This window comes from Peptoniphilus grossensis (assembly GCF_001940285.1).
GTDB lineage: Bacteria > Bacillota > Clostridia > Tissierellales > Peptoniphilaceae > Peptoniphilus_A > Peptoniphilus_A faecalis.
Window position 1 is genome coordinate 150,227 of the sequence record NZ_MJIH01000001.1, and the last position, 15,068, is coordinate 165,294.

Here is a 15,068-nt window from a genome sequence, read left to right on the forward strand (position 1 = left end):
ATTTCTTCTGGGAAAGAAATTATTGGATTATTTTTAATTGTCATAGGTATAGTATTTTTTATTTGCCTATACAGTCAAAAAATGGGTTTAATTGGTACTTTAATATATAAATTATTTTCTGTTATTACGGGTTCAGGAAATTTTATCATTCCTCTTCTTTTAATTTTCTGGGGAATATTATTTAATATTCAAGCTACTAAATTGCATATGAGAAGATATATTGTTTGTTCTCTTATAATATTTTTGTGCATCTTAATTTTCCTTGACGGGTCAAAGGAAATGGACATGACTTTAATAGAAAGAATCATAAAATCAACAGAGTATATGGACATAACGAGAAGTGGCGGTATAATTGGAGCAATCTTTGGATTTTTTTCATACAAACTTTTAGGTTCACTTGGTACTTATTTAGTTCTTGGAATAATAATTGTGGTTTCAATTTACTTTATGATAAAAATAAACATTGATCAAATAATTATGTTTTTTGAAGATATGGGAGAATATATTGAAGATAAAAAGAAACTACTAGCAGAAAAAAAAGCTGATAGAAAAATTAAATTAGAAGAAAAAGAAAAAAAGAAATTGGAAAGAGAAAATCTTAGAAAAGAAAAAAATGAACTAAAAAAGGCTAAAGAAAATTCAAAAGATGCAGAGGAATTTGGAGAAAATTTAATTATTAAAGATTATTCTGAAGAAGATATTAAAGAAGAATCTGAAAAAATTAAACAAGATATCGATGAAAATATAGAAGAAAATAGTTCTAAAACAACTATTCAATTAAAAGATGGAAGTAATGATGAAGATGTTGTGGATACTATAAAAAACGATATTGAAAATAAAAATAAAGAAGAATTCACTTACACTTATCCAGATATAGCTTTATTAGATAGAACTAGCTCGAAGGGTAGATTTTCTAAAGACGAAGTTATTGAAAAGGGAAGAATTATTGAAAACACTATGAGAAATTTTGGAATTGAATCTAAAATTGTTGCGATAAATCGTGGGCCTGTAATAACATCTTACGAATTAAAACCAGCTCCTGGCATTAAATTATCTAGAATAGTTGGGTTAAACGATAATATTGCAATGGCTCTTTCTAGTTCTGATCTTCGTATAGAAGCTCCAATCCCTGGAAAAAATGTAGTTGGTATTGAAGTCCCAAATAAAGAAAAAGATCCTGTTAGTCTTAAAGAACTAATTGATTCCCAGGAATTTAAAACTATTAATTCAGATATACCTCTAACTCTTGGCAAAGATGTTGAAGGGAATATATTAATTTCAGGCATGGAAGATATGCCTCATTTATTAATTGCTGGTGCAACTGGTTCTGGTAAATCAGTATGCATTAACTCTATAATCACAAGTGTAATATATAAATCATCTCCAAAAGATGTAAAACTTATGCTTATAGATCCAAAAGTTGTTGAGCTTAGTGTCTATAATGGCATACCACATCTTTTGATAGATGTTGTTACTAATCCCAAAAAAGCAGCCTTTGCACTTAACTGGGCTGTAGATGAAATGGAAAAAAGATATGCATCCTTTGCCGATAAACACGTGAGAGATTTAAAGAGTTACAACAAAAAAATGGTTGAAGAGGGAAGGGAGAAAGAAAAACTTCCTAAAATCTTAATTATTGTCGATGAACTTGCAGACCTAATGATGGTTGCTTCTAAGGAAATTGAAGAATATATTGCAAGACTTGCACAAAAGGCAAGAGCTGCCGGAATGCATCTTATTCTTGCTACGCAAAGACCTTCAGTGGATGTAATTACAGGAACAATCAAGGCAAATGTCCCTTCACGTATTGCATTCTCAGTTGCATCATCTGTTGACTCGAGGACAATTCTTGATATGAGTGGAGCTGAAAAGCTCCTTGGAAAGGGAGATATGCTATTTTATCCAAGCAAGTATCCAAAGCCAAAGAGAATACAAGGTGCTTTTATAAGTGATAGCGAAGTTGAAAGAGTTGTCGATTTTGTAAAGAACAACAATGAAATAAAGGGAAATGTTGAATCAAAAATTGAAAAAGCTATTGAAAATAAAAAAATAAAGGGCGAGGAAGAAAAGGACCCACTCTTTAAAGAAGCAGTTGAACTTGTAGTTAACGATGAACAAGCTTCAATTTCTTATATTCAAAGAAAATTAAAAGTTGGTTATTCAAGAGCTGGTAGAATCGTAGATCAAATGGAAGAGATGGGTATAATTGGTCCACATGAAGGTTCAAAGCCTAGGAAACTTTTGAAGACGAAGGAAGAAATAGATATGATTTTAGGTGATGAAGATGAATAATGTGCATATAGTTACATTGGGTTGCTCAAAGAATGATGTAGACTCATCTATAATGTACTCCCTTTTAGATAAAAAAGAATACAAGATTGTAAATTCTGCCAATGAAGCTGATATTTTAATTATCAACACTTGTGGGTTTATTGATGCTGCAAAGGAAGAATCTATTGATACTATTTTAGAATCAGTGGAATACAAAAATAAAGGAAGATGTAAAAAAGTTCTTCTATCAGGTTGTCTAGCTCAAAGATATCCTGAAGAACTATTAAAGGAAATTCCAGAAATAGATGGAATTATTGGCACTGGAAATATAAATTATATAAATGAACTTTTAAACAGAAGTCTTGCAGGAGATTTATTTATAAAAACTGATAATTTAAATTCTGCCTATATAGAGGGCATAAAAAAAGAAGTTGTAAACATTACTGAGTTTGTGAAAATTTCTGAAGGTTGCAACAACAATTGTTCTTACTGCATTATTCCATCGCTTCGTGGCAAAAACAGATCTAGAAAAATTGAAGATATATGCTCTGAGGTTGAGTATTTAGTAAGTAAGGGTGCAAGAGAAATTATTTTAATCGCACAAAACACTACTGATTATGGAATCGATCTATACTCGAAATATTCTCTTGCAAATTTAATTAAAGAAATTTCAAAAATAAAAGATTTGAAATGGATTCGTGTTTTATATTTGTATCCAGATCACTTTACAGATGAATTAATTGAAGAATTTAAAACTAATGAAAAGTTAATAAAGTATGTTGATATGCCACTTCAACATATTTCTGATAATGTTTTAAAAAAAATGAATAGAAAAACTAATAAAGATCACATCATTAAAACTCTTAAAAACTTACGCCAATCAATTCCAGAAATTGTAATTAGAACAACTTTTATAGTTGGATTTCCTGGAGAAAGTGATGAAGATTTTAAAGAGCTTATTGATTTTATTAGGGAAGCAAAATTTGATAAACTTGGGGTTTTTGAATACTCTAAAGAAGAGGGCACAAAAGCTTCTACATTTGAAAATCAAATATCAGACGAGGTAAAACAAAATCGCAATGATGAAATTATGGAAATTCAAAGCGATATATCTAAAGAAATTCTTTCAAAAAATCTTAATAAAACTTTAGAAGTATTAATCGAAGAAAAAATTGATGAAAATAATTATATTGGACGAACTTATATGGATGCACCAGAAATTGACGGCGTGACATATATTGAATCCAGTGAAAATCTTGAAGTTGGGGATTTTGTTAAAGTTAGAATTACTGATACTTTAGATTATGATTTAGTAGGTGAAGTTATATGAATATCCCAAATAAATTGACTATTATGAGGACTTTGATGGTTCCAATTTTTGTATTATTTATGTACTTGGATTTTAACAATTCAAGAATTATTGCCACTCTTATTTTTGCTATTGCTTCTTTTACAGATTTTTTAGATGGACATTTAGCAAGGCGTGACAATTTAGTCACAAATTTTGGGAAATTTGCAGATCCTCTTGCAGATAAAATTTTAGTATGTTCTGCAATGATTATGTTAGTTAGCTCTGGCGAAATGCCTGCATGGGCTGTAATAATTATTATTGCAAGAGAATTTACTATTACCGGATTTAGAATTATAGCAGCTTCTGAAAATATTACTATAGCAGCAAGCCCCCTTGGTAAATTTAAAACTGTTACACAACTTGTATCTAATATTTTACTCTTGACAGGAATTAACACTTTTAGACCTATTGGAATGGGTATATTTTACCTAGCTGTTGTATTTACAGTAATTTCAGGTGCAGATTATTTAATTAAAAATAAAAAAGTTCTTGATTTAGAGAATATTTAAGGAGAATTATGAAAGCTAGCATTTTGACAATTGGCAAAGAAATTTTAATCGGTTCAATTACAAATACAAACTCAAAATATATTTCTGAAAAATTAACTGATATGGGAATTGAAGTAAATAGACAGGTTTCCATTGATGATGACTTAGATGAGATAGTCAAGGAATTAAATTATTCTACCAATAATTCGGATTTAATTATTATAAGTGGTGGACTTGGACCTACTAATGACGATATAACAAGAGATGCCGTAGCAAAGTTTTTAAATAGGAATATCTATATTGATGAGTCAGAAAAAGAAAAAATGGAAAATAGATTTACACGACTTGGCAGAACCATGACTCCAAACAATTTAAAACAAATTATGCTAATAGAAGGTTCAGAAAAAATTGAAAATAAATGGGGAGTAGCTCTAGGCGAATCCATTAAATTTGACAACAAAAGAATTATTCTTTTACCAGGACCGCCAAGTGAAATGGAGCCAATGATAGATTATTATTTTGCTAATAAATCCTTTACTAATGAAAATATAATGGTAAAATCACTTGATATTATTGGTCTTGGCGAATCTTTAATAGAAGATAAAATTAGAAAAATGTCCTTTGACGATAAAAGTGTAAGCGTAAATACTTTTGCACACGGAACTTATACTGAAGTCAAAATTATTGGCAAAAATACAAAAAAAGATGAATTGCAATTTTCTGTAGAAAAAGTTTTAAAATCACTTTATGCTGAATTTGAAACGCATATTTATTCTGAAAACAACGATGATGTTGCAAAAGAAATTGTAAGAATATTAAACAAAAATAATCTAAAAATTTCCTTTGCTGAATCCATAACTGGCGGAATGGTAAGTGCTGCAATTACGGATATTAGTGGTGCATCTAGTGTTATGGAAACTTCTTTTGTCACATATTCCAATAATTCAAAAAATAAAAATTTAGGTGTATCTAAAAATATTTTAGATAAATTTGGAGCTATTAGCGAAAACACTGCCTATGAAATGGCAAGAAAAATAAAAGAAAAAACTAATGCAAATATTGGCGTATCAACTACTGGTGAAGCTGGACCTAATTCTTCTGAAACTGAAGTAGGTAATGTATTTACTTGCATTTATTTTTCTGATAAAAAATATTATACAAAACACTATTTCTTTTCAGGTGATAGAAATAAAATAAGGAGAAGCACTGTCAATAGAGTATTATCTCAAATACTTTATGTACTTAGAAAAAATTTTAAGGAGTAATTATGAAAGATAGCAATTCAAACAAGGAAAAACAAGAAGCCCTTCACAATGTATTATCAAAAATTGAAAAACAATATGGAGAAGGATCAATAATGATTTTAGGAGAAGATGTTAAGCTTAATATTGATTCAATACCTACGGGATCTCTAGCTCTAGATATTGCTCTTGGGATTGGTGGGATACCTAAGGGGAGAATTATTGAAATATACGGGCCTGAATCCTCTGGTAAAACTACATTAGCACTTCATATGTTGGCAGAAGCTCAAAAAAAAGGGGGAACAGGTGCTTTTGTGGATGCCGAACACGCTCTTGACCCTGGTTATGCAAAGAACCTTGGCTTAGACATAGAAAATTTGATTATTTCACAACCTGACACTGGAGAACAAGCTCTTGAAATTACAGAAGCTCTAGTTAGATCTAATGCTGTCGATTTAATTGTAATTGATTCTGTTGCAGCTCTTGTTCCAAAGGCTGAAATTGATGGAGAGATGGGTGCAGCTCAAATTGGTCTTCAAGCAAGATTAATGTCGCAAGCTCTTAGAAAACTCACTGGTGCAATAAACAAATCTAAATGTACAGTTGTATTTATCAATCAACTTAGAGAAAAGGTTGGAGTTATGTTTGGAAATCCTGAAACTACTACTGGCGGGAGAGCTCTTAAATTTTATTCTTCAGTAAGACTTGATATTAGAAGGTCAGAAATTATTAAAAAGGGTGACGAAATAATAGGAAATAGAGTTAAAGTTAAAGTTGTTAAAAATAAAATTGCTCCTCCATTTAGACAAGCTGAATTTGATATCATGTATGGCAAGGGAATTTCTAGTGTTGGAAATATTCTAGATGTAGCAGCAGAAGCTGATATTGTAAAAAAAGCAGGAGCTTGGTATTCCTATGGCGAAGAAAGGCTTGGTCAAGGTAGAGAAAATTCCAAGGAGTTTTTAGAAAAAAATCCTGAAATATTAAAGGAAATTGAACATAAAGTTAGAGTTTACTACAATCTAATGTCAGATGATGAACTCAATAATGAATCAGCTAAGCCAGAAAACTTTCTAGAAGAGGATAAATAGGGCGTGATTTTTTGAAAATACTCTATCTAACAGACACTCATATTAGAGGGACAAATCCTCAAAATAGGTTAGATGATTATAAAGAGACTTTAAAAGAAAAATTAAGGGAAATTGCAGATATTATAAAAGAAGAAAAAATTGACTATGTCTTGCATGGTGGCGATCTATTTGATAGACCTGACGTTTCTGTGAGCATAGTCTCAGAATTTGCACAAATTTTTCAAAACTATGGTATACCAATATATATTATTAGTGGAAATCACGATATTTTTGGTCATAATCCAGATACTTTAGATCGAACTATGCTTGGACTTCTTTGTAATTTAGGTGTTATGCATTTAGTAAATTATAAAAAAATAATTTTAGAAAAAGACATAAAGGTACAACTAACTGGATCGCCCTATGTATATTCTATGGATGAAGTTTCCAATAGGCATAATTACATTTTAAACGAAGTTGATGAAACTTGTAGATTTTCAATTCACATGACTCATGGTTTTTTAATTGACAAACCCTTTATGAAAGAAGTTCCTCATACTTTAATTGACGACATTAAGGAAACTAAGGCAGATATAACTCTTGGAGGTCATTATCACTTTGGTTTTAAAACCGTTAAAATAGACAATAAATATTTTGTAAATCCCGGAGCATTAATTAGAATATCAAATTCTAATGCAGAAATTAAAAGAAGACCAAAAGTCAATATTATTACTTTAAATGACAAGATAAAAATAGAAGATCGCTTTTTAAAATGTGCAAAACCAGGAGATGAAGTCTTAGACAGATCGGAAATGGAAAGGCATCAATTTAAAGGTATTAAACTTGCTGAATTTAAAGAAAGTATTGATTCAACCTCTAACTATAAGAGCTTAGATATTTTTGATTTACTTTTAAAAATTTCTAAAAGTGAAAATATTTCTGAAGAAGTAAAAAAAGAAGCTTTGAAGAGGTTCGAAGAAGCACAGATTAATGGAGTTAGTTATTCATGATTTATATAAAAAAAATTGAACTTCATAATTTTCAATCTCACGATTACACAGAAATGGAATTTGATCGGGGGTTGAATGTAATCTTAGGTAATTCCGATGTAGGAAAAACAGCAATTTTAAGAGCTATAAAATGGGCTCTCTACAACGAACCAAAGGGAGATTATTTTATTAGGCAAGGTGAGAAAGATGTCTCAGTAAAAATTACTTTCTCCAATGGTGTAATAGTTGAAAGATCAAAAACTCCATCAAAAAATTCTTATTTTTTCGTTGACTCTTCAGGAAATGAAATGAGGTTTGAGGGCTTTGGCGTTGATGTCCCAAAGGAAATTACAGATGCAACAAATATGTATAAAGTTCCCTTAGATAATTCAAATAACAAAACTATTTTAAATATTGCCCAACAATTAGATGGACCCTTTTTATTAAATGAGCAGGGATCTCTTCGTGCATCTGCAATTGGTAGATTAATAGGCGTAAATTATGTTGATGATGCATTAAGGACTGTGGTAAGGGATAACAAGCGAGTTAATCAAGAAATTGCTGAATTAATAAAAAGTAGAGATGAACTAAAAGAAGAACTAGAAAAGTTTAACTATATTAAAGATTATAAGGAAAAGTTCAAGAAGATCACCGAGATTAGAAATAAAATTAAAAATCTGCAAGAAAGGTTGAATCTTAGTATTAAATTAAAAGAAACTTTTGATAAAAACAAAATTGAACTTGATGAAATCACAAACTTAGTTAAAAAGTTTAAGAGTCTGAATGATTTAGAAAAAATAGCTTCAAAACTAGAAAATTTTATTTTTAAGAAAAATAGTTTTGAAAATTATCTAAAAAAAATTCATAGGACAGATATTGAGATAAACTCTATTAATAACAATCTAACTGAACTTCAATCTCTAGACGAATTAAATCTCATAATTTCTAAAATTGACGATAATAAAAAAAATTTAGAAGTTTACGAAAATTTATACATTAAGTATTTTACAAATATCAAGAATATAGCTGATGTAAATAATGATTTGAAAAGTTATGAAAATAATGGCGATGTTCAAAAAATTATAGAAAAGTTGGAAAAAAATTTGATTTTTTATTCAAAAGTTTATGCATATGAGGACAGTTTAAATAAAATTAATTTAAAGCTTGATTTAGGTAATGAATACATAAAAAACTTTGAAAACAATGATAAGATTAATTTTATTGAGACAAATATAGAAGATAAATTAAATGATTTAAAAAATATTATTGAAATAAATAATATTTTTAAAGAACTTTCTGCACAAATTGTTGATGAAGAAAACAACCTTAAAAAGGTTTATACAAGTATTAAAGAATGTTCTGACTCTTACGAAAATATAATTTTAGAAATGGGAGTGTGCCCTTTCTGTTATAGCCAAATTGATGAAAATTCAATTGAGCATATTAAATACCACTTGAGGAATGATTAAATGAATTACGAAAACAATTTAAAAATTTTAAAAGATAAATTAGATAGATTAAAAAATATGAAATATAAATCTGAAGCTAGATTAGAACAATTAAATTCACAAAAAAAAGATATTCTTGCTGAAATTGAAAAGCTAGGTATAAAACCTGAAGACCTTGAAAGTGAAATCTCTAATTTAAAAAATGAAATTGACAAACTTTTTGACGAAGCCAATAATTTAATGCCTAGGTTGTGATTTTTTGGACTTAAAAGAACTTGATTTAAAACTAGTTGAACTAAATAATAAAATTTTAAGCGATGAGGGTAAAATTGAAATTTTATCTAATCAATTAGATAAAACTGAAAAAACTTTATATGATAGAGAAAAATATAGCGATGTTCTTACGAAAGTTTCTCTTTTATTTCAAAAAACTTCTGAATTTGCAAGAGAACAATCTAAAAGACAAATTGAGGATATTGTTACAAAATGCTTGCAATTTATTTTTGAAACAGATATTGAATTTTTAATTGAACTATCCGAGTCTCGATCTGTACCTGTTGCAGAATTTTTTGTACAAAGTAATTATCCTGAAGGATACAGTATAAAAACTAAACCTGAAATTTCTAGAGGCGGAGGAGTGGTTGATATTATTTCACTTGCCCTTAGAATTGCATTTTTGCAGCTAAATCAACCAAAGCTATCTGGTCCACTTATCCTTGATGAACCTGGAAAACATGTAAGCAACGATTATATATTTAATTTAGGTGAATTTCTAAAAAAATCATCAAATTTATTTAATAGACAGATAATTATGGTTACTCACAATCCTCATCTTTCTCAAATTTGTGATAAAGCTTTTCAAGTAACTAATAAAAAAGGAATTAGCGAAGTAAGTGTATATGATCAGTGATTTTTATCTTGACTTTAGCAAGTAAAATTGTTAGTATATTAGTGAAAATATGAATTGTTTATATATTGCATTATTATTTAAGTCAGGAGGATATAATGATTTACGACTCAAAAATAAAAAGTAAAGAAATAGATGGATTATTCGAAGCTATTTTACTTTTAGAAAACTTAGAAGAATGTTATAGATTCTTTGAAGACATTTGCACTGTTAAAGAACTACAAGCAATTGCACAAAGATTACAAGTTGTAAAACTACTTGTTAAAAATAAAACCTATCACGAAATTGAAAGTGAAACAGGAGCTTCAACGGCAACTATTTCAAGAATTAATAGATCTTTAAATTATGGAGCTGATGGCTATAAATTAATTTTAACAAGATTAAATATTATAGATGAAGAAAAAGAATAAGAATAGTCTTGTTCTTATATTATTGATAAAATAGGTATATTTGTTAATATAGCTTTATGTCAAATTTGTGAGAGGCTAGATAATATCTAGTCCCTTTACTTTAAAAACCAATAAATATAGATAAAATTTTTTATAAAGATATATGTAATCGATAATAAGTCGATTACATATATCTTTTTTTTGTAATTCTCTATTAATTTAGATAGTGATTAGAATTTAAGATGATATATAAAAAAAATTATGTAAAAAAACTTAAATAATTGACAAAGGACAAATAATACTATAGAATAATTAAGTAAAGATTTTTAACTAATTGGAGGAAGAAAATGAATTTAGAAAATTTAAAAGATATTATTGCTAGTAATTTTGGAATTAATAAAGATGAAGTTAAGATGGAGTCTAATCTACGAGATGATCTTGGACTAGATTCTCTTGATGCAGTTGAATTGACAATGGCCATAGAAGAAGAAACAGGAAAGGAAATTCCTGATGATGTATTTGAAAAAATAATAACTATAGAAGATTTAATAAAATATTTGGATAAATAAAATGGAAAAATATTTAGAGGTTACGGAAAAACTCATTAAGTCTTTGGAAGATTCTTCACTTAATATTCTTGAGTTTAAATTAGATAATTTTTCTTTAAAAATTAGTAAGAGTCCTTTTTATGAAAATAACTTACAAGTAATGGATCTACAAAATAAGAGAAATGACAAATCTAACAATTTAATAACTGATAAAAAAATTGAAGATAAAGATGAATTAAAAGAAGAAACAAATATAAAGGTTTTAAAGGCTCCAATTCTTGGAGTTTTTTACTCCTCTAAAGCTCCAGATGAAGAGCCCTTTGTAAAAGTTGGGGATGAGGTAAAAAAAGGAACTACATTATGTATTATTGAAGCGATGAAGATGATGAATGAAATAAAAGCTCCCTATGATTGTAAGATTGTTGATTGCCTTGTATCAAATGAAGACTTTGTTGAATATGATGCTGAAATTTTTAAGTTGGAGCAATTATGATAAAAAAAGTTTTGATTGCAAATCGTGGCGAGTGTGCACTTTCTATTTTAAGAAGTGCTAGGGAATTAGGGATTGAAACCTTAGTTATTTATTCAAAAGCTGATGCAAATCAATCTTATATTTATTTAGCTGATGAGGCAATATGTATAGGAGATAAGTTTTCAAAGGATACTTATCTAAATATGGATGCAATTATAACATGTGCAAAGGAAAAAAGTTGTGATGCAATTCATCCGGGATATGGATTTCTATCAGAATCTTATGAATTTGCTAAAAAAGTCGTGGATGAAGGGATTATTTTTATAGGTCCTAATCCAGAAGTGATAAAGTTAATGGGCGATAAAATTCAAGCTAAAAAACTTATGGAAAAAATTGGAGTACCTGTTGCAAAGGCTGTTGCACTAGATAATCAAAGTGATGAAGAAATATTAAAAATTTGCACAGACATTGGCTATCCCATACTCTTAAAAGCCAGAAGTGGTGGTGGAGGAAAGGGAATGAGGAGAGTTGATTCTGCAGATGAAATTTTTCATTCTATTAATTTAGCTAAGGTTGAAGCAAAAGCATCTTTTGGTGATGAAAAAATATTTATTGAAAAATTAATTGAACAACCAAGACATATTGAAGTGCAAATTTTATCAGATGGAGATAAAGCTATACATTTATTTGAAAGAGAATGTAGCTTACAGAGAAATAATCAAAAACTTTTAGAAGAAGCTCCTTGTAATTTTATATCCATGAAATTAAAAGAAAAGCTTTATAAGGCAAGTCTTGATTGTGTGAATGCTACAAAATATACGGGTGCAGGGACAATTGAATTTTTAGTTGATAATGATGAAAATTTTTACTTTTGCGAGATGAACACAAGGCTTCAAGTGGAACATGCAGTAACAGAAATGATTACTGGAATTGACATAATTAAGGAACAATTTAAGATTGCATCAGGTATCGGTCTTTCAATAAATCAAGAAGATGTAAAATGCTCTGGTCATTCAATTGAAGTTAGAATAAATTCAGTTGATCCATTAAATAATTTTATGCCATCAAGTGGAAGAATAAATTTTTTATTTACTCCCGGTGGTATGGATACCAGGTTTGATTCAGCTATCTATAAAGACTTTGATGTTCCTATTTACTATGATTCTATGATTGGAAAAATAATCGTAAAAGACAATAAAAGGCTAAATTCAATAAAAAAACTAAGACGAGCCATTGAAGAAACAATGATTGAAGGAATAAAGACAAATTTAGGATTTATGTATGCACTTTTGTTTGATGTAGATTTTCTAAAAGGCAGACTTCATACAAATTATATTAAAGATAAGGAAGAAGTCATAATAAATAAAATGAAAGAGGTAGCTAAAAATGTCCATGAGAGATCTTAAAAATAGAAAAACTTTGCTAGGAGCGATAAAAAATCTTAGCAAAATTGCAAAAGATTTTTCAACAAAAAAAAACAATGAAAAAATCTTGGTTTGTAAAAAATGTGGAAGAGCAAGTCGATTAGAAGATTTAAAAAAAAACCTATTTATTTGCCCACAATGTTCTTCATATTTTCCCTTAACTGGAATAGATAGATTTGATATGCTCATGGACAAGGGATATAGATTAATTAATTATAATTCAAAAAAAATAAATCCTATAAATTTTCCAAATTATAGAAATAAGGAAGAAGATAAAAGTTCTGAAGCAGTAAAAATAGCAAGGGGTAAAATTTTAGGAAGTCCAGTTTTAGTGGCTTCGCTAATTGATACTTATATGTTGGGAAGTCTAGGAACTTATGTTGGAGAAGAAATCACAAATATGATAGAGGAAGCAGAAAGGAAAAAACTTCCTATTGTAATTATTTCATTAAGTGGAGGAGCTAGAATGCAGGAGGGAATTTTTTCTCTAATGCAAATGGCAAAGATTAGTTCTGCTATTTATTCCTTTGGAGAAAAAGGAGGACTTTACATAAGTCTTTTAACTAATCCTACTATGGGAGGAGTTAGTGCTAGCTTTGCTGCTCAAGGTGATTACAATATAGGAGAGCCGGGTGCTTTAATAGGATTTGCTGGTCAAAGAGTAATAAAAGAAACCCTCCGCGAAAAAATTCCAGAAAATTTTCAAAAGGCAGAAAATCTTGAAAACTTTGGATTTCTTGACATGATAGTAGAGAGAAAAAATCAAAGAGAAATGATTGGAAAAATTTTGAGGATGCATAGGAGGAAATATGGACGCTTATGAGATAGTTATAAATGCAAGATCTAAAGGCAGAAGTGTATCCAAGGAAGTTATAGAAGACTTATTCGACGATTTTTATTATGTAAAAGGTGATAGGGCTTTTGGAGATTCTCAATCAATAATCGGCGGAGTAGGAGAACTTGAAAACTATACAATGACTTTTATAGGCATACAAAAAGGCCACAGCATGGAAGAAGCCATAAAAACAAATTTTGGAATGCCTGAACCTCATGCATATAGAAAAGCTATAAGATTAATGAAATCAGCTGAAAAATTTAAAAGACCTGTTATCACTTTTATAGATACCCCTGGTGCATACCCTGGCGTTAAAGCAGAGGAAATGGGCCAACATCAACTTATTGCTGATTGTCTTATTACTATGGCTGGATTAAAAGTTCCTAGCCTTGCATTTATAATAGGCGAGGGAGGATCTGGAGGAGCTTTGGCTCTTGCTCTTGCAAATAAAATTTATATGGGAGAGGGAGCTGTTTTTTCAATTTTATCACCTGAAGGTTTCTCCTCAATTTTATATAAAAGTAAATCTAGGGCAAGGGAGTCCGCTGAATTAATGCGACTAACTTCACATGATTTACTTGAAGATAGAATTATTAATGGTATTGTAAAAGAAAATAAAAATAAAATCTCAATTTTAGATTTAAAGAAGATTATTCTTGAAGATTTGAAATATTATTCAAAATTTTCTTCAAAGGAAATTATTAGAGATAGACATAATAAGTTTAGAAAGATAGGTGTTAAGTGGGTTTAAAAATCTTAGAAGCTCATAAATTTGATATAGAAAAATTTATAGAAAATAAACATTTTGAACAAAATCTAGACACAAGCTCAGAATGGATTGAAAAAAGAACAGGAATAATTACTAGACAATTTTCAGATTATGGAACTGATGTAATGGCATTAAATTTGGCTAAGAAATTTAAAAATAATATGGAAAATCTAGACTTAATAATTTGTGCATCTTTTTCTTCTAAAAAAAGGATGCCATCAGTTTCTAATTTAGTAAGAGAAGAACTTAAAAATAATCCCCACTGTCTTTGCCTAGACATAAATCTTGCATGTAGTGGATTTGTGGCAGCTTTACTTATTGCAGAGTCCTATCTCTTAGAAGGAAAGAGAGCTTATATTTTTGCAAGTGAAAAAATATCTGACTTCATGGATATGGAAGATAGAAAGACAGCTATACTTTTTGGAGATGGTGCTGGCGGAGTTTTAGTAGAGAAAAATAATAAGTTATGGAAAACAGATGTAGCATCTTTTTCAAATGAAAATTCCTTGAATTTAGATGAAAACTCTAAAATCACTATGGATGGAAAAAAAGTTTATAGATTTGCAATTGAAGAAGTTTTAAATTCTATAAAAAGACTTTTAAATAAGAATAAATTTACAGGGAAAGATATTGATAAAATGATTTTGCATCAGGCTAACAAAAGAATAATTGACCATGTAGTGGAAAAAATTGGAATGGATAGAAAAAATTGTCTATTAAATTTACAAAAATATGGAAACACATCTGCTGCATCAATTCCTCTAGTTATTGCAGAAAATTTTGCTCTTATAAAAGGTGGCGAAAAAATAATTTTATCTGGTTTCGGTGCAGGCCTTTCTGTTGTAAGTGTTTTAATGGAGTGGTGA

General features: G+C 29.2%; 16 protein-coding genes. All 16 read left to right on the plus strand.

The window, feature by feature from the left end; translation table 11 throughout:
• Positions 1-81 precede the first annotated feature (81 nt).
• Complete coding sequence (locus BIV18_RS00755) at positions 82-2,292, plus strand: FtsK/SpoIIIE family DNA translocase (RefSeq protein ID WP_178385763.1); 2,211 nt, start codon at positions 82-84, stop codon at positions 2,290-2,292.
• Complete coding sequence (gene rimO / locus BIV18_RS00760; protein ID WP_075658754.1) at positions 2,285-3,601, plus strand: 30S ribosomal protein S12 methylthiotransferase RimO; 1,317 nt, start codon at positions 2,285-2,287, stop codon at positions 3,599-3,601. Before BIV18_RS00755 ends, rimO begins: the two co-directional genes overlap by 8 nt.
• Positions 3,598-4,131, plus strand: coding sequence for a CDP-diacylglycerol--glycerol-3-phosphate 3-phosphatidyltransferase (gene pgsA / locus BIV18_RS00765; protein ID WP_075658756.1), 534 nt, complete (start codon positions 3,598-3,600; stop codon positions 4,129-4,131). Before rimO ends, pgsA begins: the two co-directional genes overlap by 4 nt.
• Before the next feature lie 8 nt (positions 4,132-4,139).
• Positions 4,140-5,375, plus strand: a complete 1,236-nt coding sequence (locus tag BIV18_RS00770; protein WP_075658758.1) for a competence/damage-inducible protein A — start codon at positions 4,140-4,142, stop codon at positions 5,373-5,375.
• 2 nt (positions 5,376-5,377) lie between these two features.
• Positions 5,378-6,442: a recombinase RecA gene (gene recA / locus BIV18_RS00775; protein WP_075658760.1), complete on the plus strand. Its 1,065-nt coding sequence runs from the start codon at positions 5,378-5,380 to the stop codon at positions 6,440-6,442.
• An 11-nt stretch (positions 6,443-6,453) separates the two neighbouring features.
• Positions 6,454-7,431, plus strand: coding sequence for a metallophosphoesterase family protein (locus BIV18_RS00780; RefSeq protein ID WP_075658762.1), 978 nt, complete (start codon positions 6,454-6,456; stop codon positions 7,429-7,431).
• Positions 7,428-8,879: an AAA family ATPase gene (locus BIV18_RS00785; RefSeq protein WP_075658764.1), complete on the plus strand. Its 1,452-nt coding sequence runs from the start codon at positions 7,428-7,430 to the stop codon at positions 8,877-8,879. The genes BIV18_RS00780 and BIV18_RS00785 overlap by 4 nt, the downstream gene beginning before the upstream one ends.
• Positions 8,880-9,113, plus strand: a complete 234-nt coding sequence (locus BIV18_RS00790; protein WP_075658766.1) for a hypothetical protein — start codon at positions 8,880-8,882, stop codon at positions 9,111-9,113.
• Positions 9,114-9,117: 4 nt separating this feature from the next.
• Positions 9,118-9,768 carry an OLD family protein gene (locus BIV18_RS00795; protein WP_075658768.1) on the plus strand — a complete coding sequence of 217 codons (651 nt, stop codon included), beginning with the start codon at positions 9,118-9,120 and terminating at the stop codon, positions 9,766-9,768.
• Positions 9,769-9,863: 95 nt separating this feature from the next.
• The gene (locus BIV18_RS00800) at positions 9,864-10,175 is read left to right on the plus strand and encodes a YerC/YecD family TrpR-related protein (RefSeq protein ID WP_075658770.1); all 312 of its coding nucleotides are present in this window, start codon (positions 9,864-9,866) and stop codon (positions 10,173-10,175) included.
• 326 nt (positions 10,176-10,501) lie between these two features.
• A complete protein-coding gene (acpP, locus tag BIV18_RS00805) occupies positions 10,502-10,723 on the plus strand; it encodes an acyl carrier protein (RefSeq protein WP_075658772.1) in 222 nt (73 codons plus the stop codon).
• Between the two features lies 1 nt (position 10,724).
• A complete protein-coding gene (gene accB / locus BIV18_RS00810) occupies positions 10,725-11,195 on the plus strand; it encodes an acetyl-CoA carboxylase biotin carboxyl carrier protein (protein ID WP_075658774.1) in 471 nt (156 codons plus the stop codon).
• Positions 11,192-12,580, plus strand: a complete 1,389-nt coding sequence (locus BIV18_RS00815) for an acetyl-CoA carboxylase biotin carboxylase subunit (RefSeq protein ID WP_075658776.1) — start codon at positions 11,192-11,194, stop codon at positions 12,578-12,580. Before accB ends, BIV18_RS00815 begins: the two co-directional genes overlap by 4 nt.
• Entirely contained in the window at positions 12,567-13,421 is an 855-nt protein-coding gene (locus BIV18_RS00820) for an acetyl-CoA carboxylase carboxyltransferase subunit beta (RefSeq protein WP_075660353.1), read from the plus strand. The genes BIV18_RS00815 and BIV18_RS00820 overlap by 14 nt, the downstream gene beginning before the upstream one ends.
• Positions 13,408-14,184: an acetyl-CoA carboxylase carboxyltransferase subunit alpha gene (locus tag BIV18_RS00825; RefSeq protein ID WP_075658778.1), complete on the plus strand. Its 777-nt coding sequence runs from the start codon at positions 13,408-13,410 to the stop codon at positions 14,182-14,184. The genes BIV18_RS00820 and BIV18_RS00825 overlap by 14 nt, the downstream gene beginning before the upstream one ends.
• Complete coding sequence (locus tag BIV18_RS00830; protein ID WP_075658779.1) at positions 14,175-15,068, plus strand: 3-oxoacyl-ACP synthase III family protein; 894 nt, start codon at positions 14,175-14,177, stop codon at positions 15,066-15,068. Before BIV18_RS00825 ends, BIV18_RS00830 begins: the two co-directional genes overlap by 10 nt.

Excerpts from the sequence above, each read along its gene's own strand:
- accB (WP_075658774.1), top strand. The coding sequence starts at position 10,725 with ATGGAAAAATATTTAGAGGTTACGGAAAAACTCATTAAGTCTTTGGAA.
- BIV18_RS00790 (WP_075658766.1), top strand. The coding sequence starts at position 8,880 with ATGAATTACGAAAACAATTTAAAAATTTTAAAAGATAAATTAGATAGA.
- BIV18_RS00755 (WP_178385763.1), top strand. The coding sequence starts at position 82 with ATGGGTTTAATTGGTACTTTAATATATAAATTATTTTCTGTTATTACG.
- BIV18_RS00825 (WP_075658778.1), top strand. The coding sequence starts at position 13,408 with ATGGACGCTTATGAGATAGTTATAAATGCAAGATCTAAAGGCAGAAGT.
- BIV18_RS00785 (WP_075658764.1), top strand. The coding sequence starts at position 7,428 with ATGATTTATATAAAAAAAATTGAACTTCATAATTTTCAATCTCACGAT.
- recA (WP_075658760.1), top strand. The coding sequence starts at position 5,378 with ATGAAAGATAGCAATTCAAACAAGGAAAAACAAGAAGCCCTTCACAAT.
- BIV18_RS00800 (WP_075658770.1), top strand. The coding sequence starts at position 9,864 with ATGATTTACGACTCAAAAATAAAAAGTAAAGAAATAGATGGATTATTC.
- BIV18_RS00820 (WP_075660353.1), top strand. The coding sequence starts at position 12,567 with ATGAGAGATCTTAAAAATAGAAAAACTTTGCTAGGAGCGATAAAAAAT.
- BIV18_RS00815 (WP_075658776.1), top strand. The coding sequence starts at position 11,192 with ATGATAAAAAAAGTTTTGATTGCAAATCGTGGCGAGTGTGCACTTTCT.
- pgsA (WP_075658756.1), top strand. The coding sequence starts at position 3,598 with ATGAATATCCCAAATAAATTGACTATTATGAGGACTTTGATGGTTCCA.
- rimO (WP_075658754.1), top strand. The coding sequence starts at position 2,285 with ATGAATAATGTGCATATAGTTACATTGGGTTGCTCAAAGAATGATGTA.
- BIV18_RS00770 (WP_075658758.1), top strand. The coding sequence starts at position 4,140 with ATGAAAGCTAGCATTTTGACAATTGGCAAAGAAATTTTAATCGGTTCA.
- acpP (WP_075658772.1), top strand. The coding sequence starts at position 10,502 with ATGAATTTAGAAAATTTAAAAGATATTATTGCTAGTAATTTTGGAATT.